General features: G+C 61.7%; 18 protein-coding genes. 10 read left to right on the top strand and 8 right to left on the bottom strand.

Annotation, left to right across the window (positions count from 1 at the left end; genetic code table 11):
• Positions 1–27: 27 nt before the first annotated feature.
• The gene (locus NKH04_RS17405; RefSeq protein ID WP_353023978.1) at positions 28–963 is read left to right on the top strand and encodes a bifunctional helix-turn-helix transcriptional regulator/GNAT family N-acetyltransferase; all 936 of its coding nucleotides are present in this window, start codon (positions 28–30) and stop codon (positions 961–963) included.
• Between the two features lie 40 nt (positions 964–1,003).
• Here NKH04_RS17405 and NKH04_RS17400 read toward each other — a convergent pair whose 3' ends face one another.
• On the bottom strand, positions 1,004–1,249 hold the full coding sequence (locus NKH04_RS17400; RefSeq protein ID WP_352474504.1) for a BBE domain-containing protein: 246 nt from the start codon (positions 1,247–1,249) through the stop codon (positions 1,004–1,006).
• The gene (locus NKH04_RS17395) at positions 1,218–1,634 is read right to left on the bottom strand and encodes a hypothetical protein (RefSeq protein ID WP_353044655.1); all 417 of its coding nucleotides are present in this window, start codon (positions 1,632–1,634) and stop codon (positions 1,218–1,220) included. Before NKH04_RS17395 ends, NKH04_RS17400 begins: the two co-directional genes overlap by 32 nt.
• A 135-nt stretch (positions 1,635–1,769) precedes the next feature.
• Between NKH04_RS17395 and NKH04_RS17390 the strand changes: the two genes are divergently transcribed.
• The 4 genes from NKH04_RS17390 (at position 1,770) to NKH04_RS17375 (ending at position 8,125) form a co-directional block, all read left to right on the top strand.
• Positions 1,770–2,249: a MarR family winged helix-turn-helix transcriptional regulator gene (locus NKH04_RS17390; RefSeq protein WP_352474535.1), complete on the top strand. Its 480-nt coding sequence runs from the start codon at positions 1,770–1,772 to the stop codon at positions 2,247–2,249.
• Positions 2,246–3,424, top strand: coding sequence for an HlyD family secretion protein (locus tag NKH04_RS17385; RefSeq protein WP_353044654.1), 1,179 nt, complete (start codon positions 2,246–2,248; stop codon positions 3,422–3,424). Before NKH04_RS17390 ends, NKH04_RS17385 begins: the two co-directional genes overlap by 4 nt.
• A 304-nt stretch (positions 3,425–3,728) precedes the next feature.
• Complete coding sequence (locus NKH04_RS17380) at positions 3,729–5,264, top strand: DHA2 family efflux MFS transporter permease subunit (protein WP_353044653.1); 1,536 nt, start codon at positions 3,729–3,731, stop codon at positions 5,262–5,264.
• Positions 5,265–5,488: 224 nt separating this feature from the next.
• On the top strand, positions 5,489–8,125 hold the full coding sequence (locus NKH04_RS17375; protein ID WP_353044652.1) for an EAL domain-containing protein: 2,637 nt from the start codon (positions 5,489–5,491) through the stop codon (positions 8,123–8,125).
• Positions 8,126–8,168: 43 nt separating this feature from the next.
• Here NKH04_RS17375 and NKH04_RS17370 read toward each other — a convergent pair whose 3' ends face one another.
• Both NKH04_RS17370 and NKH04_RS17365 read right to left on the bottom strand, forming a co-directional pair.
• Positions 8,169–8,687 carry a CAP domain-containing protein gene (locus NKH04_RS17370; protein ID WP_352503378.1) on the bottom strand — a complete coding sequence of 173 codons (519 nt, stop codon included), beginning with the start codon at positions 8,685–8,687 and terminating at the stop codon, positions 8,169–8,171.
• A 235-nt stretch (positions 8,688–8,922) separates the two neighbouring features.
• A complete protein-coding gene (locus NKH04_RS17365) occupies positions 8,923–9,378 on the bottom strand; it encodes a MarR family winged helix-turn-helix transcriptional regulator (protein ID WP_352685527.1) in 456 nt (151 codons plus the stop codon).
• A gap of 62 nt (positions 9,379–9,440) precedes the next feature.
• On the opposite strand from NKH04_RS17365, the gene NKH04_RS17360 reads away from it, so the two are divergent.
• Positions 9,441–9,890 carry an SgcJ/EcaC family oxidoreductase gene (locus NKH04_RS17360; protein WP_352921023.1) on the top strand — a complete coding sequence of 150 codons (450 nt, stop codon included), beginning with the start codon at positions 9,441–9,443 and terminating at the stop codon, positions 9,888–9,890.
• 278 nt (positions 9,891–10,168) lie between these two features.
• On the opposite strand, the gene NKH04_RS17355 is transcribed toward NKH04_RS17360, so the two are convergent.
• Positions 10,169–10,534 carry a winged helix-turn-helix transcriptional regulator gene (locus NKH04_RS17355; RefSeq protein ID WP_353044651.1) on the bottom strand — a complete coding sequence of 122 codons (366 nt, stop codon included), beginning with the start codon at positions 10,532–10,534 and terminating at the stop codon, positions 10,169–10,171.
• Positions 10,535–10,642: 108 nt separating this feature from the next.
• On the opposite strand from NKH04_RS17355, the gene NKH04_RS17350 reads away from it, so the two are divergent.
• Complete coding sequence (locus tag NKH04_RS17350) at positions 10,643–11,347, top strand: glutathione S-transferase family protein (protein ID WP_352685525.1); 705 nt, start codon at positions 10,643–10,645, stop codon at positions 11,345–11,347.
• Positions 11,348–11,489: 142 nt separating this feature from the next.
• Complete coding sequence (locus NKH04_RS17345; protein ID WP_353044650.1) at positions 11,490–12,314, top strand: DUF2189 domain-containing protein; 825 nt, start codon at positions 11,490–11,492, stop codon at positions 12,312–12,314.
• Positions 12,315–12,320: 6 nt separating this feature from the next.
• Here NKH04_RS17345 and NKH04_RS17340 read toward each other — a convergent pair whose 3' ends face one another.
• Complete coding sequence (locus tag NKH04_RS17340) at positions 12,321–12,953, bottom strand: LysE family translocator (protein WP_353044649.1); 633 nt, start codon at positions 12,951–12,953, stop codon at positions 12,321–12,323.
• A gap of 119 nt (positions 12,954–13,072) precedes the next feature.
• Positions 13,073–15,040 carry a pilus assembly protein TadG-related protein gene (locus tag NKH04_RS17335; RefSeq protein WP_502913406.1) on the bottom strand — a complete coding sequence of 656 codons (1,968 nt, stop codon included), beginning with the start codon at positions 15,038–15,040 and terminating at the stop codon, positions 13,073–13,075.
• Between the two features lie 337 nt (positions 15,041–15,377).
• Here NKH04_RS17335 and NKH04_RS17330 point away from each other — a divergent pair, with 337 nt between their 5' ends.
• Both NKH04_RS17330 and NKH04_RS17325 read left to right on the top strand, forming a co-directional pair.
• Positions 15,378–16,238, top strand: a complete 861-nt coding sequence (locus NKH04_RS17330; protein WP_352503369.1) for a TIGR01459 family HAD-type hydrolase — start codon at positions 15,378–15,380, stop codon at positions 16,236–16,238.
• Positions 16,239–16,247: 9 nt separating this feature from the next.
• Entirely contained in the window at positions 16,248–17,231 is a 984-nt protein-coding gene (locus NKH04_RS17325) for a bifunctional riboflavin kinase/FAD synthetase (protein ID WP_352541594.1), read from the top strand.
• 80 nt (positions 17,232–17,311) lie between these two features.
• On the opposite strand, the gene NKH04_RS17320 is transcribed toward NKH04_RS17325, so the two are convergent.
• On the bottom strand, positions 17,312–17,866 hold the full coding sequence (locus NKH04_RS17320) for an HdeD family acid-resistance protein (protein ID WP_352474525.1): 555 nt from the start codon (positions 17,864–17,866) through the stop codon (positions 17,312–17,314).
• Positions 17,867–17,994: the final 128 nt, after the last annotated feature.

The following is a 17,994-nucleotide window of genomic DNA, read 5'->3' as shown; positions in this document are numbered from 1 at the left end:
CGCTGATTTTGCCGGGAGGAGGATGCCATGACCATTCATCATCACCCAGGCAAGGAGCGGATCGACGCGGTGCGGGCCTTCAACCGCTTCTACACCCGCCAGATCGGGCTGCTCGACGAAGGGCTCCTGAAAAGCACCTTCTCGCTGACCGAGGCGCGGGTGCTCTATGAGCTGGCGCATCGCGATGGCCTGACCGCCACCGACCTTGCGCGCGATCTCGGCCTCGATGCCGGTTATCTCAGCCGGCTGCTGAAGAAGTTCGAGGAGCGTGATCTGGTCGAGCGCGCCACGATCGAGGCGGATGCGCGGCGCTCGTCGATCGCGCTGACCAAGGCCGGGCGGCAGGCCTTCGCGCCGCTGAACCAGGGTTCGCACGACCAGGTCGCGGCATTGCTCGACCGACTTTCGGTTGCCGAACAGGACAGGCTGGTCAGGGCCATGCAGACGGTGCAGCGTCTGCTGGGCGGAAGCACCGAGCCCAAAATTCCCTATATGCTGCGGCCTCTGCAAATCGGCGACATCGGCTGGATTATCCATCGCCAGGGCCTGCTCTACGCGCAGGAATATGGCTGGGACGAAACCTATGAAGCGCTGGTCGCCGAAATCCTCGGCGCATTCGTCAAATCCTTCGATCCGAAATGGGAACGCAGCTGGATCGCCGAGCGGCAAGGCGAGGTCGTCGGCTCGGTCTTCGTCGTGCGCCAGTCGGACGCGGTGGCGAAGTTGCGCCTGCTCTATGTCGAGCCGTCGGCGCGCGGCCTCGGCATCGGCAAGCGGCTGGTCGAGGAATGTATCGGCTTTTGCCGCGCCACGGGTTACACGACACTGACGCTGTGGACCAACGGCGTGCTCGCCGCCGCTCGCCACATCTATGAGGCTGCGGGCTTTAAATTGACCAACGAGGAGCGCCACCATTCCTTCGGCAAGGATCTGGTCGGCCAGAACTGGAATATGGAGCTGTAGCAGCGCCGCAGAATTTCGAGCATCGGCCTGGGGCGGTCGCTCAGGTCGCAGGCTTGATGTTTTGGTTCAAGCGAAAGAAATTGGTGGGATCATACTTGTTCTTTAGTGCGGCCAACCTCGGATAATTCTCGCCGTAAGCCGCCAGAACCCGATCAGTGCCTTCTTCGCCGAGATTATTCGCATAGACGCCGCCGGTCGAGAACGGTCTCATTGCATCCCACAGGTCGCGCGCCCATCGGATGTGCGTTTCGTCGTCAGACGGGTAGTCCCAGATCGTAAAGCGCATCCCGATTGGCGTAGGGCGTTCCGTCCATCGGTACTCGCGAGATGGCGCCGCCAACCTGCTGCAGGACCAGAAGCGATTCGCTGGGTGCAGTCATGTAAGCCGCAAGCATGGTATCGATCGCCTGATCTGTGATTTCGCGCATGAACTGCGCCTTCCAGTAGTAGCGCCGCCCGCGCGGAAAGAGGCTGTCCCCGGCCGATTGGATTTGAAGATAGGGGACAGGAGCAATCCGGCGCTCAACTGGCGTGCCATGAATGATTTGCTGGCCTTCGTCGAGTGGGCCGATGTAGCACGCCGATATGCTGAAGAAGCGTTCGCCCGAGGGCGCCGTCACAAGCGCTGCATCCAGGCTCAGCTCATCCGGGGCGCCGCTCGAGAACCGCATGGCTTCGCGTTACAAGCGCCCGGCGTAATAAATTGCTAACTACGATCGCCCTGCACCAACTGCCATGCACACTCGCCGGCTTCTGGCACAATCCGGCTCCTTGAATTATGAGCACGCTTATTATATATGTCGCTCATGGTTTCCGACGGCATCGACAGATTAGGCTTTTTGATCCACGACGTGCAGCGCCTGATGCGCAAGCGCTTCGAGGCGCGCGCCAGTGGTTTCGGCCTTTCTTCAGCGCAATGGCGGCTTCTGGTACGTGTCGCCAAGGAGGCGGGTGTCGCGCAGGCGCGGCTTGCCGAGCTTCTCGAAATCGAGCCGATCAGCGTCTCGCGTCTTGTCGATCGCATGGAGGAGGGCGGCTGGATCGAGCGCCGTCCCGACGCAACCGACAGGCGAGTGCGCATGATTTTCCCGACCGCCAAGGCAAACGCGGCCTACACCCACGTCAAGAGCCTTGCCGGCGAGGTCTATGAGGAATCGCTCGTTGGCGTTTCGCCGGAAGATCGCCGCGTCCTGGTCAGGGCGCTGGAGACAATGGTGCAGAATCTTGCAGATGGTGAGGCGCCGCCCTCGGAAAAAGTGAAGAATACGGAAGGCACAGCAGCATGAACGCGGTAGCCAAACTAGATGAGAATGCGGCCAAGCTGGAGATGGAAGCTCCCGCGAAGCCGGCGGCAGCTCCGGTAACGGTCGCTCCGCAGATAGCTCCGGCGCCGGTGGCGCCGAAGCAGAAGCGCCGTGCCGGCCGCTTCCTTTTGATGTTTGTGCTGCCCGCTGCGTTGATCGCCGGCGGCAGCTATGTCTGGGTGACCGGCGGCCGCTATCAGGAGACCGAGAACGCCAATCTGCAGCAGGCCAAGGTGTCGATAGCCGCCGATACGGCGGGCCGCATCGTTCAGGTCGACATTTTCGACAACCAGTCTGTCAACCAGGGCGACGTGTTGTTCGCTATCGATCCCGAGCCCTACCGGATCGCATTGGCCCAGGCCGACGCGGCGGTGGCCGGCGCACGGCTCAATGTCGAGCAGTTGCGTGCGGCCTACAGCCAGGCGCTGGCGCAGGAGAAGTCCGACGAAAGCCAGGTCCAGTACGCGCAGTCGCAATATGACCGCGCCGCCGACCTTGCCCAGAAGGGCATCAACGCCAAGTCGTCTCTGGACGAAGCCAAGAACGACCTCGACAAGGCGAAGCAGCAGCTGGCCGTGGCCGAGCAAGGGATCGTCAGCGCCAAGGCGGCACTTGGCGGCAATCCCGACATCGAGACCGACAAGCATCCAACGGTAATGGCGGCGCTCGCCGCACGCGACAAGGCGGCCTACGATCTGGTCCAGACCACGGTCAAGGCACCCGCCGACGGCATCATCAGCCAGGCCGCTTCGTTCAAGGTCGGCCAGTATGTCGGTTCGGGCACGCCGCTGTTTTCGCTGGTCGAGACCGGCGACACCTGGGTCGACGCCAATTTCAAGGAAACCCAGCTCACCAACATGAAACCCGGCCAGAAGGCCGAAATCATGGTCGATACTTATCCGGGCAAGACATTCGAAGCCACCGTCAAGGCGATCGGCGCCGGCACCGGCGCCGAGTTCTCGCTGCTGCCCGCGCAGAACGCTACCGGCAACTGGGTCAAGGTCACGCAGCGCATTCCGGTCCGCCTGGAATTGACCGATGCCGACGCCAAGGCGGCGCTGCGCACCGGCATGAGCGCGACCGTCACGGTGGACACCGGCGTTTCCCGTGGGCTGCCGAGCATTTTCCGCCGCGCCACGGCAGGCGAGGCCAGGTAAAGAGGCCTGGTAGCGGCCGCATAGCAAACAGCGAGATGGATGCAGGATTGGTCCGAGGGAGGCGCGGGAAAAGTTGAATGCGTGGACGGGCTGCGCTGTAGCCTGCCTGAGCAGACAACGCCGCGCAGGATCTTCGGTCCTCAGGTTTCCGGGCGGCAGGCGCCCGCTTTGTCGAGACGCTCAGTCGATGTAACCCCCACATCGATGCTCGCGTCCCACCGCGATGAGGGTCTCTCTACAGCGGGGCCTCGCCGTCCGGAAACCTAATGTACACGTTTTTGTTACCTGCTGGAAGTTTTACGTCATGAGCAGCCCAGAACCCTTTCGCGAAGTACCGCACCGCGGCCTGATCACAGTTGCGCTCATGCTTGCGACGATCATGCAGGCGCTCGACACGACGATCGCCAACGTTGCGCTGCCGACCATGACCGGCGATCTCGGCGCCTCCCCCGACAACATCAACTGGGTGCTAACCTCCTACATCGTTGCCGCGGCGATCATGACGCCGGTGACCGGCTGGCTTGCCGACCGCTTCGGCCGCAAGGAGCTGTTCCTGACGGCCGTGGTCGGTTTCACCGTCTTTTCAATGCTGTGCGGCATCGCCTGGAGCCTTGAGACCATCGTTTTGTTCCGGCTCATGCAAGGCGTGTTCGGCGCGGCCATCGTGCCGCTGTCACAGACCTTCCTGCTCGACATCAACCCTAGGGAACGCCACGGCCAGGCCATGGCCATCTGGGGCGCCGGCATCATGCTGGGACCAATCCTTGGCCCGACGCTGGGTGGCTGGCTGACCGAGAATTTCAATTGGCGCTGGGTGTTCTTCATCAACCTGCCGGTCGGCATCATCGCCTTCCTTGGCATGGCGGCATATCTTCCCAGCGTCCCCCGGCGAGTGCGCAGCTTCGATTTCTTCGGCTTCACCATGCTCTCGCTCGGTGTCGGCGCGCTGCAGCTGATGCTCGATCGCGGCGGCGAGGTCGACTGGTTTTCCTCGATCGAGATATGGATCGAGCTTGGTCTTTCCATCACCGGTTTCTGGGTATTCACCATCCACACGTTGACGGCGGAGCACCCCTTTATCGACCCGAAGATCTTTCTCGATCGCAATTTCGTCACCGGGCTCGCGTTCATCTTTGTCATGGGCGTGCTCATCCTGGCGAGCATGTCGCTGCTGCCGCCAATGCTGTCGACCATCTTCGGTTATCCGACCCTCACCATAGGCATCGTCTTGGGCCCGCGCGGTGTCGGCACGATGATCGCGATGCTGTTCGTCGGGCGGATCATGCACAGGGTCGATGCCAGGATCCTCGTCGTCATCGGCTTCCTGCTGACCGCGCAATCGCTCTACACGATGTCGAGCTTTTCGCCGCAGATGGACAACTGGCTTATCCTCAGTTCCGGCGTCATCCAGGGCCTTGGAATGGGAATGGTGTTCGTGCCGCTGTCCACCGTGGCTTTCGCCACGCTCGACGCACGTTTCCGCACCGATGCAACGGCGCTGTTCAGCCTGGTGCGCAATCTTGGCTCGTCGATCGGCGTATCGGTGGTGACGGTTCTGCTGGTACGCAACACGCAGATCAACCATGCCGAGCTTTCGGCCTACATCAATCCGTTCAATCCCAACCTCTGGGCGGCATCGCCGGCAGCGGCGGGCGGCGATCCGACGGCGCTGTCGCTGATGGATCGCATGGTCAATGTCCAGGCGATGATGATCTCCTACGTCAATGACTTCAAGCTGCTGATGATGATGACGCTGCTTGCTGTCCCGTTTGTTTTCCTGCTGCGCAAGCCAAAGGCTGCGCCGCCCGCCGGTGGGGCGCCTGCCGCGCATATGGACTAAGCCTCAGGGCTTACGGCAACCGCGACCGGCCACGGTTTCCGTTGCCGTGCCGGTCGCGTCGGCGTTGAGCCAGGTTCACCTGCCATTAGTATATCCGGACCAATATGCAGTCGCTTTTGGGTTGAAGGCGAGCCTCCTTTGCTTGCCTCAAGCATCAGCGGGAGGAATTGTGTTTGGCCACGAAGTCATCCAGGCAAACCGCCGACGCGCCCGAATCCGCAAATTTGACGACGCTGGCACAACTGGCGACTGCCTCGTATGAGGCCCTCGAGTGCGAGCTTCGCGCCACGATTGCGGCACTTCAGGACCAGGCACTGCGGTTCCAGACCGCGATAGAGAACATCTCGCAAGGCATCTGTTTCTTTGATGCCGGTGAACGGCTGATCCTGTGCAATCGACGCTACGCGGAAATCTATCGCCTTGCCCCGGAGCAATTGCAGCCGGGTGCGGCGCTGCGCGAAATCGTCGAGCGGCGCGTCGCTGTCGGAACCTCGGCAATGAATGCGGACGCTTATCTGGCGTTGGCCCGGGCAGTCAATTCGGGCACGGCTTCGGGGAACTGGACAGCCGAGCTCGCCGATGGCCGGACAATTCAGGTCTGCCATCAGCCGATGCCTGACGGCGGCTGGGTGGCCACGCATGAGGACATCAGCGAGCTCAGCGCCAACCGCTTGGTCGTCGACGAGCGTATCTCCTTGCAGACGCTCATCGACCTGGTGCCTGACTACATGTGGGTGAAGGACACCGAAAGCCGCTTCGTCGTCGCCAACCGAGCCATTGCGTCCGACAGCGGTCGAGACAGCACGAGCGACATGATCGGTCTGAGCGACTTCGACCTTCACGCGCCGGATCTTGCGCAGAAATTTCGCCTCATCGAGCAGCAACTGATGCGCGACGGACAACCGATGATCGACGAGGAGGAGTTCGTCGTCGATGCGTCAGGCACCGGCAAATGGTTCCTGTCTACGAAACTGCCGTTGCGCAACGTTCAGAACAACATTTTCGGCCTCGTCGGCATTGCCCGCGACATCACTGCGCGCAAGCAGGCCGAAATCCTTCGCGACGGGCAGGCGCATATCCTCGAGATGATCGCAAAGAGCGCTCCCCTCGAAGACGTGCTCGAGCGGCTCATGCGTCTGGTCGAGTCCCAACTGGCGGGGATATTCGGTTCGGTCTTGCTGCTCGACAAGGATGGCAGCCACTTGCGCCACGCCGCCGCGCCGAGCCTGGCGAGAGACTACACCGACGCCGTCGACGGCGCCGCGGTGGGCCCAAGGGCAGGGTCTTGCGGTACCGCAGTCTATCGGCGCGAGCCGGTGATTGTCGCTGATATCATGCAGGATCCGCTTTGGCAGAACTATCGCGAACTCGCGCGGCCACACGGTTTGCGTTCATGCTGGTCGACGCCGATCCTGTCGCATCAGGGCGCCGTGCTCGGCGTCTTTGCGATGTATTCTATGACGGTGCGCGAGCCGACCGAGGCCGAGACCCGCCTCATCGATTTCACCACGCGCATCGCCGGGATCGCCATCGAACGCAAACAGGCCGAAGACCGGATCCACTTCATGGCCAATCATGACGTGCTGACCGGGCTTCCCAATCGCGCCTTGTTGGAGGACCGGCTTTCACAGGCGGTCTTGTACGCCCAGCGATACGATCGCTGGGTGACAGTGGTGTTCATTGATCTAGACAATTTCAAATTCGTCAACGACACGCTCGGCCACAATGCCGGCGACGAGCTTCTGAAGACCGTCGCAAGTCGCATGGTCGACTGCGTCCGGGCGACCGATACCGTCGTGCGGCTTGGCGGCGACGAATTCGTCGTCGTGCTTTTCGACCAGCCGGCGAACGTCGATCTCGTTTCCGAGACCTTGCAAAAGCTCAGGGCTGCTCTCGCCGAGCCGGTTCGGCTCGGAGCGCATCTTGTGCGGGCGACGGCCAGCATCGGCATTGCCAACTATCCCAAGGATGGGACGGATCCCGATACGCTGCTGGCAAATGCCGACGCGGCCATGTATCGCGCCAAGGAGTTCGGCCGCGATAATTTCCAGTTTTACGCTCCGGAGTTCAACACCAGGGCGCATGAAAAATTCGTGCTTCAGGAAGAGTTGCGAAACGCCTTGGCGCGTTCGGAATTCACGCTGCTCTACCAACCGCAGGTGGACCTTCGGTCAGGTCGGGTTTTTGCCGTCGAGGCGCTGATACGCTGGAACCACCCAACGCTTGGCACGGTAATGCCGACGATGTTCATCCCGACCGCCGAGGAGACAGGTCTGATCGTACCGATCGGCGACTGGGTTCTGCATGAGGCGTGCCGGCAGAACAAAGCCTGGCAAGACGCGGGGCTGCCGCCCTTGACCGTTTGCGTGAATGTGTCGGCGCGGCAATTCAGGGAGCGCAACCTGATCGATCGCATCGTCAGCGCGCTGAAGGACAGCGGCCTGGAGGCCAGGTATCTCGAGCTGGAGGTGACCGAGAGCCTTATCATGCAGGATATCGAGCTGGCGGTCGCCACCATGAACGCCCTGCAAAGCCTGGGTGTCCAGATCTCGATCGATGATTTCGGCACCGGCTATTCCAGCCTCAGCGCACTCAAGACCTTTCCCGTGGCGCGGCTAAAGATCGACAAGTCCTTCATCAAGGATCTCGCCGCCGACGAGAACGATCAGGCTGTGGCCAGCGCGGTGATTTCATTGGGGCAAAATCTCAACCTGAGGGTCATCGCCGAGGGCGTTGAGACAGATGATCAGGTTGCTTTCCTGCGCAGGAACAATTGCGACGAAATGCAGGGCTATCATTTCAGCAGGCCGGTTTGTGCGCAGGACATCGAGGAATTGCTCGGCGGCGGCCGCAAAGACTGACGGATCGGTCGCCAGCAGGCTTCCGCCGTCCAAATGGTGGAAGTTATCTGCCGAGCACAAGGCACCAGTAGCGAAGCGTGCTGTCGCGGCCATCGCGCACATAGGCGAGGCCGAAGCGGGTGAAGCGCGGGTCGAGCATGTTGCGGCGGTGGCCTGGCGAATGCACCCAGATATCGAACAGCTTCTGCTGGTCGAAGCGGCCTTCGGCAATATTTTCGGCGGCAGCGCCGGCAATGCCATTGTCTTTGACGCGCGAGGCAAAGTCCTTGCCCCAGCCGGTGGTGTGATTCATTCGGCCGCCGCGTGCCATATATCCGGCCTGCTGGAGCGCCGCCTGCTCGAGCCGGGCATCGGGGGCGAGCGGCCCCAGACCCGCCGAAGCGCGGATGCCGGCCAGCGTGCCGGCGGCGGAAGCAGAGACACCGGCGCTTTCACCGGTAGGCAGCACGGCGGTTGCGCAGGCGGTGAGCCCGGCAAGGGCGCCAAGGCCGGCAGCTCTGAGCAGCACGCGCCTGCTTAGGCTTGGTTGGGCCTGATAATTTTCGATTTTCGTAACGGTCATGCCCGCCTGACATAACCGCGATCATGGCTTTTGCCGGGCAGGGCGGTGAAAATGCGTGATGAATGGTTTTGACGCGATGGCACTGTGTCAGATTGATTTCACCGCTCAATCGAAACAGGCCTGCTCGGATGGCAGCATTCGCCCAGACGGCTGTTCGGGCTCGACACTCCCAGGAGCTCGATACCCAGTCAGGCCTTCACGGACAGAGAGTTTCTTTTGCCCTACCTTTGCGGCTTCACGAGCGCTGGCGAGGTATCCTCGGTTGCAAATTTTTGCTGGGGGATATCGCTTGCAGTGACGACCGGAGCGATTCGTACGCCTGAGCACCAAGCAGCCTTCGGTATTGGTCTTCGAGACGCTGATTGAAATCGTGGACGGTCCGGATCACCGCAAGCGCCGCGTCAGTTGCAACGATTAATTTGGCCCGTCGGTCGTTCGGATCATGCGAACGCCGAACATAACCAAGGCGCTCCAGTTCATCGATCAACTCACCCATCGATGCTTTGCCAATGCCAGCACGCTCTGCGAGGACGCTGGATCGGGTTCCTTCCGCGTCGATGTTGGCGAATACAGCGCCGTGTTTGGGCTTGATTGCCGAATGGCCGCTCTCCCGGAGAACCTGGACCAAAGCGCTCGCCGACGATTGATAAGCATAGAGAAGCAGAGACTGCGTGTATGGCTGATTATCCATCTTTCCAAACTTATATGGTGCCCATATAGTATGGCAACCGAACTATATGACAGGAGGTCAGCATGGCTACCGGCAACATCCGAACTGAAGGGGTGGAAAGTGTCGCGCACAGGCTGATCGAAGCTTGGAATCGTCACGATGCTCGCGCCTTTGCCGCCGTATTCGCGGCAGATGCCGAGTTTACAAACGTCTTCGGTATGCAGGCGACTGGACGTGACAAGATCGAGCAGTTCCATGCCCCAATTTTTGAGAAGATGTTCAAGCACAGCCATCTATCCGCCGAAAGCGTGCGGAACAGGCTTGTTCGCCCTGATGTTGCCACGCTCGACCTGCGGTGGTCTATGACTGGCGCGCTCGATCCGATGGGAAACGAATGGCCGCGTCGGCGCGGATTAATCAGCGTAGTGGCGACGCGGGATCATGATGAATGGTTGATTGCAACGATGCACAATATGGAACTTGGGGACGATCAAATGGCAAAGTCTCAGGAGAAACTTCAAGAGGATAAGTAGGCTCTTCGTTCACGTCAGGATCGAAAGCGACAGCCAGCCAGCATGGTCAAGCCGATCTGATCGGGCAACGAGATCGAACGGCGGATCAGGTGATCAGGATTGGCGAGCTATGCTACAGGAGTTGGTGTGCCGGATGGCGGTGCCTTGTCCCGGTTTGGCTGGCCACAATGGCGCGCCCCATAGCCGGCCGCCTTGGTCTTGCGGAATCTAATGTATGAACGGCTTGGAGCGCTCTGGGCTCTCGCCGGCAGTTCTTTGCGGCGGTGATCGCCGGTCGGCTATTCCGCCGCCACGAGTTTGGTTTCCGGCGTCGATGTAGCCCGGTCGGCCCGATCGTCCTCGGTATCTTCCCACCAATCGCCCAGGGCGTCGATGAGCGGCACAAGCTTGATCCCGGGCTCCGTGAGGTCGTAATCCACGCGTAGCGGATAGCCGGTACGCGCCGTTCGCCGCACGATCCCGGCTTCCTCCAGCTTGCGCAGTTCCAGCGCCAGAATGCGGTGCGAAACTGTCGGGTTGTCACGCCTCAAATCGCTGAAGCGCTTGGTCCCGTCCTTGAGGTAGTAGAGCAGCAAGGTGGGCCAGCGACCGCTGAGCACACGCATAGTCTCCTCGATCGGGCAGCGTGAGACGACATCTTTCATGGCGGGGACCTGGTTACAGAATAGTGCGTAATTTACATGGGGCGACCAGCGTTTAGGGTCAAGTTTCGCTGCGCAGCGTAATCCCTAAATCATGGAAGAGACAAAGAAATGGAACCTGTTCTCCTTTACGGCTTCCCGCTGGGAAGTTCGATGGGGCTTGTCGCTGCATTTGAACGCGTCGGACAACCCTACCGCCTGTGTCGCGTCGATATGCTCACTGAGATGAAGAACGACGCCTATGCCAGCATCAACGGCCGTCAGGAAACGCCGGTGTTGATCACCGACGAAGGCAGGGTGCTCACCGAGACCATGGCGATTGCCGCCTGGCTCGAAGCCCGCGACACGCAACGCCGTATCAGCTTCGATCCTCGCTCGCCGGAGGGCGACCGGATGCATCAGCTGATGGCTTTCGTGAACACCGGTTTCACCGCCGCTTTCACCCCGCTCTGGGCGGCTTATGAAATGGAATCGGCCGAACCGGTGCTGCTGGCGACCTTGCGTGATTTCGGCCGCAAGGTCGTTACCAACCGCCATGACCAGCTCGAGGCGATGATCCTCGACACGGATTTCCTGGTCGGCGACCGGCCGACGCTTGCCGATACCACGCTGATCGGCGTAGCGCGCTGGGCGGAGTTCCACCAGGCGGTCGACGGCGCCGCTTATCCCAGGCTGGCGGCGCTACGCCGCCGCATCGAAGCCGATCCGGCCGTGCGATACGCGCTCGCTGTCGAGGCTGGCGAAAAGCCCGCCGGGTCCGGCGCTTGCCTCGGTCACGTGCCGCTGGCCGAGGTGATCGATCGCTTCGCGGTGTAAACTGTTCGTTCAGCGCCCGGTGCCCCGGCGCCGGGCGGTGGCGACAAGCACGCCGAGATCGGCTATCATACGGGCGTTGTTGAAGTGGCAGCTGCGGGCGGCCATCCTGGCGGTGACCGCTCCGACACACGGGAGAAAGGTTATGGCCGGCTTTCATGTCATGGCGGACGCACGTGGAATGCATGTACAGCCCACGGTGCGCCGCATCAGCACCGAGGATCTGATCGATGCGCTCCGTCTCGGCGTAGAGGATTTCTGGGCCAAGCCGTCGCATTATGTGTTCCTGTGCCTGATCTATCCGGTGGTCGGCCTGATCCTGACGCAGTGGACCTCGGGCTCGAACGCCATCCAGCTCATCTATCCGCTGATGTCCGGCTTCGCTTTGGTCGGCCCGTTCGCCGCAATCGGCCTTTACGAAATCAGCCGCCGGCGCGAGTTCGGCATGGATACATCCTGGTGGCATGCGCTCGACGTGCGCCACTCGCCGGCGCTGCCCGCGATTGCAGTCATCGGTATCATGCTGGTGGTACTGTTCCTGCTCTGGCTGTTCACCGCGCAATCGATCTACACCAGCCTGTACGGCAATCAGCCTCCGGCCTCTATTGTCGGCTTTATTCGCGAAGTGCTGACGACCAGCAAGGGCTGGACACTGATCCTGCTCGGCAACCTGGCCGGGTTCGCCTTTGCCGCGATCGTGCTGGCGACGACCGTCGTCGCCTTTCCGCTGCTGCTCGACCGCGATGTCGGCGCGGTCTCGGCAATCGAGACGTCGGCAAGGGCAGTTCTGACAAACCCGCTGCAGATGGCGCTGTGGGGCCTGATGGTCGCCGTGCTGCTGGTCATCGGCTCGATCCCGCTATTTGCCGGGCTTGCCGTCGTCATGCCTATCCTTGGCCACGCGACCTGGCATCTTTATCGCAGGGTGGTCGAACCGGAGCGGGCACAGCCGAACCGGCGGCCGATGTAGGACCGATCAGCGTTGCGCGTCGGTTGCCATCTTGACGGCCAGCGCGGTCAGCACCGTGCCCATCATCCAGCGCTGGATCACCAGCCATAGCGGCCGCCCGGCGAGGAAGAGGGCGATCGAGCCGGCCGTCACCGCGATGATGGCGTTGACGGTCAGGCTGATCGCGACCTGTGTGGCACCGAGCACCAGAAGCTGCGACAGCACGTGGCCCTTGCCGGGGCTGATGAATTGCGGCAGCAGCGACAGATAGAGCGCTGCCACCTTCGGGTTGAGCAGGTTGGTCATCAGGCCCATGGCGAACAGCTTGCGCGGCCTGTCTCTCGGCAGTTCGCGGATCTGGAAGGGCGAGCGCCCGCCGGGCTTCACCGCTTGCCAGGCGAGCCACAGCAAATAGAGCGCGCCGGCAAGGCGCAGCACATCATAGGCAAAGGGCACGGCGAGCAGCAACGCGGTGATGCCGAACGACGCCGACAGCACGTAGAACAAAAAACCGAGCGCCACGCCGCCCAGCGAGATCAGTCCGGCCTTCGGCCCTTGCGACAGCGAGCGCGAGATCAGATAGATCATGTTCGGGCCGGGCGTCAGCACCATGCCGAGGCAGACCAGCGCAAAGGCAAGGTGGTTGGCGGGTTCAGGCAAGAGCGCATCTCCGGATGAGGACACTCACCACATGCTTCCATCACCCGCAAGGGCATGAGGGCAGGAGCCTTTGCGCCAGTGCGCCGGGGCCCCTGCCTTAGTCGCCAATCCCATCGCCTTCAGCCGACGATGCGCAGGTTCGACAATTCGTTGGCGATTTCCTTGAAATTGTCGGACAGCGTCGCGCCCGTCGCATTCCAGAACAGCTTGGCCGGCTTGCTCGGGTCGGCCGAATCCTTGCGGAAGCGCGAATCCGACGAACACGCCTTCAGCGCATCGATTGCCTTCTTGTCGCTGGCATCTGTGGGCGACAGGTCGAGCGCCACCGTCATCACCAGAATGTTCGAATTCTTTGCATTGGCGCAGAGCGTTTTCATCTGCTCGTCGAGTGCTGCCGTGTAGTTGGCACCGGTATAGGTGGTCTTGCCGATATCGGTGCTGGTATTCATGAACAGGCGGGTTACGCTTCCAGATCCCGGATAGGTCAGCCCAGTGTAGCCGTAGGCGGCGTAGGTCGACCTGTTGTTGGCGTAGCTGCCGTCGCTGACGGCACTATAAGTATTGGCTCCGTCGGTCAGCACCACGACCACCTTGTCGTTGCCCCTCTCGCTGTTCGGCCGACCATCGGTGAACGGTGGGTTGCTCGATACAGTTCGCCAGCCCCAGGCAAGGCCCTCCGGCACGTTGGTGTTGCCGTTCGGCGCCATGGCGTCGATGGCGTCCTTGATCTCCTGCTTCTCTGCGTCCTGGCTGACGTCCTTCAACGGCGTGATCGGGTTGGTGGTGCAGGAGGAATTCGGCCCATCGCCTGCGGCTGCGGATTGCGAACCGTATGGTTTTACAAGGAAATATTTGCGCATGTCAGACTGGCGCTGGGAAGCGGTAGGACCGGCGACATAGGGCCAATCGGCCCACCAGTTGTTGCCGTAATTGTAGGACGTGCCGATGACGTCGTTGATGCCGTCACGGTTGAAATCGAGCCACAGAGTGCCAGCCTCATCCGGGGCGAACATCGGCACGAAAAGCGTGGCCGGCGCGGTTGTATCGGGCGTGGTGTCGCTGACATTGTAGGGATATGGCCGTGCTTCGACGCAACCTTGCCAGCTCGCATAGCGGCTTGTGGTGTAGATATATTCCGGTGCGCTCCAATGGCCGTACTGGCAGGTGCCGTTCTTCTTGTATGTGTCGCAGACATATTGCTTCGAATTGGGTACCTCTTCGCGGCCCGATTCGACCGTCATGTCGGCGTAGAGGCTGAAACGGGTCAGCGGCTGGTCCTTGGTCTCGCCCCAGCCGGTGCCGCGCTTGTACCAGACGCCGTTGAGCTTCTCGGCATATTTGTCCGGATTGTTGGCGGCACTCATCGTCGTCCAGTCGAAATCCTCGTGCTGGATCGGGGACATGCCGTCCTGATCCATCCAGCCGTCCTGGTCGTGGGTAGGACCGACATTGACCGAGGCCGCAAACGGCACGAGAGAAAACTGCACCGGTTTGGTAATCTGCTTCATCTGCTGCGCCTGAAGCGCCAGCGTATCGACAAGCTGCTTGGCGGCCGACTTCAGCAGGTTTATTCGCTTCTCGCCGGTGCCGGAGCCGAGATCGCTCATCGAGCCGGAATTATCCAGCACAAGCGCGACTTCGAGGGTGTTCTTGAGGCGGAGTTCCGAACATTCGGTGAAGGTCGTGTCGCTTGCCGTGCCGCCGATCAGCAGGCTGGCGGCCGGTAGAAAATAGGGATGGAAGGTGAGGCTGGCGCAGAGCTTCAGGGTGCCGCCGCCGGCATTGTTGTTGGGCAGCGTGACGGTCAGCGCTGTATTCGCCGGGTCGATACGTGCGAGATTGGTTTCGAAAAATGTCTTGGCGTAGGCCTTGACGTCGTTGTCGCTGGCGCCGGCAACGATCTGCTGGGCGGCGGCGAGGCCGGCCGCATCAAGGGCGTTCAGCGTTTCGTGCTTTTGGCGCAGCAACTCCCCGTAATCGACACTGAGCGCCAGACCGGCCATCAGTGGCACAATGGTGATTGCAGTCATTAACGAGTAGTTGCCACGTCTGTCGTGTCGGAATTCTCCGACTATTGCCTTCAGCATTCCCGCCCGCCCCATTTTTCCCGGACGATGCCACGCATTTTTAAATTTCCGATTGCTGAAATACGTTCAAGGCCGGTACGGGTTTTCAATCCCTGTTAACCACGCATCCGCAATCGGCAATGCTGCTTCGAGCTTCCCGCGGCAAAGCCTCTAAAAAAGGGGATAAGGCGCTGGAAAAGAAAAGCTTTCACCTCGCGTCCTCGCCGGCGTCCCCGTGCCACAATCTTGCGGCGCTATGAAAGCTGGTGACAGGGTGAAGCGCTTCGGTTAATCCCAACCGGTCGCGGCGGACCGTCGGTCGCGGCGCTTGCAAGCATCATGGTACAGGGACAACGGCATGGCGGATTCGCCCGACATCATCGGTTCGCTCGCAGACTTGTCGGGAGCCTATTCAGCCATCCTGTGCGACGTCTGGGGCGTGGTGCACAACGGCGAATGGCATTTCCCGGCGGCGGCTGCCGCGCTGATCGCTGCTCGCGCGGCGAAAATACCTGTCGTGCTGATCACCAATTCGCCGCGTCGCAGCGCCGACGTGGTGGCGCAGATGAACGCCATCGGCGTTCCTCCCGCCGCCTACGACCGTGTCGTGACGTCCGGCGACGTTACCCGCGACCTGATCGCGGAAGGGCCGCGAAAGATCTTCCACATAGGCGCCGATCGGGATTTCACGCTCTATGAGGGCCTCGACGTCGAACTCGTCGAGGAGTTCGAAGCATCCGGCGTGGTCTGCACTGGCCTGTTCGATGACGAGGTGGAGAAGCCGGAGGATTATGCCGATCTTCTGCTGCGGCTGCGTGCCAGGAACCTGCCCTTCATTTGCGCCAATCCCGACATCGTCGTCGAGCGCGGCGAACGCATGATCTGGTGCGCGGGCGCTTTGGCCCGCGAATACGCACAGCTTGGCGGACGCACGCTGATCGCCGGCAAACCCTACGCGCCGGTCTATGATGTCGCCATGAAGGAGATCGCCGTCATTCTCGGCCGCCCGGTCGAGCGTTCGCAAGTTCTGGCCATCGGCGACGGCATGATGACCGACATCAAGGGCGCGGCCGACAATGGCTTCGACGTGCTCTACGTATCGGGCGGCATCCATGCCCGTGATTACGGTGAGACGCTGCAGCCGGATCCGGCCAGGCTCGCGGCCTTCCTGGAAAAATATGGCTACAGGCCGGTCGCGGTGATTCCCAGGCTGCAATAGGTTCAAGCCATGACGGCCATGTTCGAACGCATTTCCGCAACCGCACCGCTGCCGGCCCATCTGCGCGGCGGCGTGGTGGCTATCGGCAATTTCGACGGCGTCCACCGCGGCCACCAGGCGGTGCTCGAACGCGCGCGCGCCGAAGCGGAGCGTCGCGGCGTACCCGCCCTGGTGCTGACCTTCGTACCGCATCCGCGAAAGGTGTTCAGGCCGGACATGCCGTTGTTCGTGCTGACGCCGCCGCCGATGAAGGCGCGGCTGTTGTCGCATCTGGGCTTTGCGGCGCTGGTCGAGCAGCCGTTCACACGCGAGTTCGCCGCCTTGTCGGCGGAGGCTTTCGTCACCGGCGTGCTCGAGCGCAACCTCGGCATAAGCCACGCCGTCACCGGCTTCGATTTCCATTTCGGCAAGGACCGCCAGGGCGGCCCGGCCTATCTGATGGCTGCCGGCGAGCGCCACGGCTTCGGCGTCACGCTGGTGGATGCGTTTCGCGACGAAAGCGCCGAGGTGGTGTCGTCGAGCCGCATACGCACGCTGCTGTGCGAGGGCAATGTGGCCGAGGCCGCCGGTTTGCTCGGCTACCGTTTCACCGTCGAGGCGGAGGTGATCGGCGGCCAGCAGCTCGGCCGGACACTCGGCTTTCCGACCGCAAACATGAGGCTTTCGCCGGAAGCCACCCTCAAGGAAGGGATTTATGCCGTCCGCTTCCGCCGCGCCGACGGTTCGCTTCACGATGGCGTTGCCAGCTTCGGCCGCCGGCCGACGGTCGACGACAATGGCGCGCCATTGCTGGAGACCTTCGTCTTCGACTTTTCCGGCGACCTCTACGGCGAGATTTGTGCCGTGTCCTTCTTCGGCTACCTGCGCTCGGAGGTGAGATTCGACGGGCTTGACGCGCTGGTCGCCCAGATGAAGCGTGACGAGGCCGAGGCGAAGGCACTGCTCGCCGGCGTCAGGCCGCTTTCCGGGCTGGACGCGGCCATAGCTTTTTAGAGCATGGTCCCGAACCGAAGGTCAGCGAAGGAAAAAAAGTGGGAACCGGTTTTCCGATTAAGATCATGCTCAACCAGAATTTATCTCTTCAGCGCCAAGCCAAGAGCGATGAAGCTCCAACCCTGGAAGATCAGGTCGACGGCCAGGAACAAGCCCAGCACCCACACGCTGTTGACCGGCCAGCCCATGGCGATGACCAGTCCCGCCAGCGCGCTGATGACGCCGGCCGCGACCACCCAGCCCCAGCCGGGCTGTGGCCGGTGGCTGTAGCCGACCCAGGCCCTGAGCACGCCTGAGGCAAGAAGCGCGACCGCCAGGAGGAAGGTCAGCACCGTCGAGGCGAGGACCGGATTGTCGAACGCGAAGAAGCCGGCGACGGCGTAGAGGAGGCCGCTGAGCAGCCAATAGAAGAAGCGGCCCCATGTCTTCACGCCGAAGGCATGGATGATCTCGACAATGCCGGCCATCAGCATCAGCCAGCCCACGACAAAGACCGAGGCGACGGTTGCGATGAACAGATTGCCGAAGGCAATGCCGCCGAAGACAAGCAGCAGCACCCCGAGCGCGACGAACCATCCCCATTTCGCCCGCGTCTGGCTGATCGCATCTTTCAAGGCATCGCCGTGCAGTGTCATCGCCCTCTCCCTCAAGACTACTTGGCCTTTTTTGTCGGCTTTGAAGGTAACGCCGATGTGCCTTCTCGTAAAGCGAGCAGGCAGTGAGGGTCACACCCAGGCTCGGGCGGTACGCCTGCTTTTGGCAA

Source organism: Mesorhizobium sp. M1365, from assembly GCF_040317865.1.
Classification (GTDB): domain Bacteria; phylum Pseudomonadota; class Alphaproteobacteria; order Rhizobiales; family Rhizobiaceae; genus Mesorhizobium.
The sequence above is the reverse complement of the archived record's forward strand: the minus strand, read 5'-3'. Positions and strand labels throughout refer to the sequence as shown.

Coding starts and splice junctions, on each gene's coding strand:
- NKH04_RS17385 (WP_353044654.1), top strand. CDS start 2,246: ATGAACGCGGTAGCCAAACTAGATGAGAATGCGGCCAAGCTGGAGATG.
- NKH04_RS17330 (WP_352503369.1), top strand. CDS start 15,378: ATGGCGGATTCGCCCGACATCATCGGTTCGCTCGCAGACTTGTCGGGA.
- NKH04_RS17395 (WP_353044655.1), bottom strand. CDS start 1,634: ATGCGGTTCTCGAGCGGCGCCCCGGATGAGCTGAGCCTGGATGCAGCG.
- NKH04_RS17370 (WP_352503378.1), bottom strand. CDS start 8,687: ATGACCGTTACGAAAATCGAAAATTATCAGGCCCAACCAAGCCTAAGC.
- NKH04_RS17325 (WP_352541594.1), top strand. CDS start 16,248: ATGACGGCCATGTTCGAACGCATTTCCGCAACCGCACCGCTGCCGGCC.
- NKH04_RS17350 (WP_352685525.1), top strand. CDS start 10,643: ATGGAACCTGTTCTCCTTTACGGCTTCCCGCTGGGAAGTTCGATGGGG.
- NKH04_RS17380 (WP_353044653.1), top strand. CDS start 3,729: ATGAGCAGCCCAGAACCCTTTCGCGAAGTACCGCACCGCGGCCTGATC.
- NKH04_RS17355 (WP_353044651.1), bottom strand. CDS start 10,534: ATGAAAGATGTCGTCTCACGCTGCCCGATCGAGGAGACTATGCGTGTG.
- NKH04_RS17405 (WP_353023978.1), top strand. CDS start 28: ATGACCATTCATCATCACCCAGGCAAGGAGCGGATCGACGCGGTGCGG.
- NKH04_RS17360 (WP_352921023.1), top strand. CDS start 9,441: ATGGCTACCGGCAACATCCGAACTGAAGGGGTGGAAAGTGTCGCGCAC.
- NKH04_RS17335 (WP_502913406.1), bottom strand. CDS start 15,040: ATGCTGAAGGCAATAGTCGGAGAATTCCGACACGACAGACGTGGCAAC.
- NKH04_RS17320 (WP_352474525.1), bottom strand. CDS start 17,866: ATGACACTGCACGGCGATGCCTTGAAAGATGCGATCAGCCAGACGCGG.
- NKH04_RS17400 (WP_352474504.1), bottom strand. CDS start 1,249: ATGCGCTTTACGATCTGGGACTACCCGTCTGACGACGAAACGCACATC.
- NKH04_RS17390 (WP_352474535.1), top strand. CDS start 1,770: ATGGTTTCCGACGGCATCGACAGATTAGGCTTTTTGATCCACGACGTG.
- NKH04_RS17345 (WP_353044650.1), top strand. CDS start 11,490: ATGGCCGGCTTTCATGTCATGGCGGACGCACGTGGAATGCATGTACAG.
- NKH04_RS17365 (WP_352685527.1), bottom strand. CDS start 9,378: ATGGATAATCAGCCATACACGCAGTCTCTGCTTCTCTATGCTTATCAA.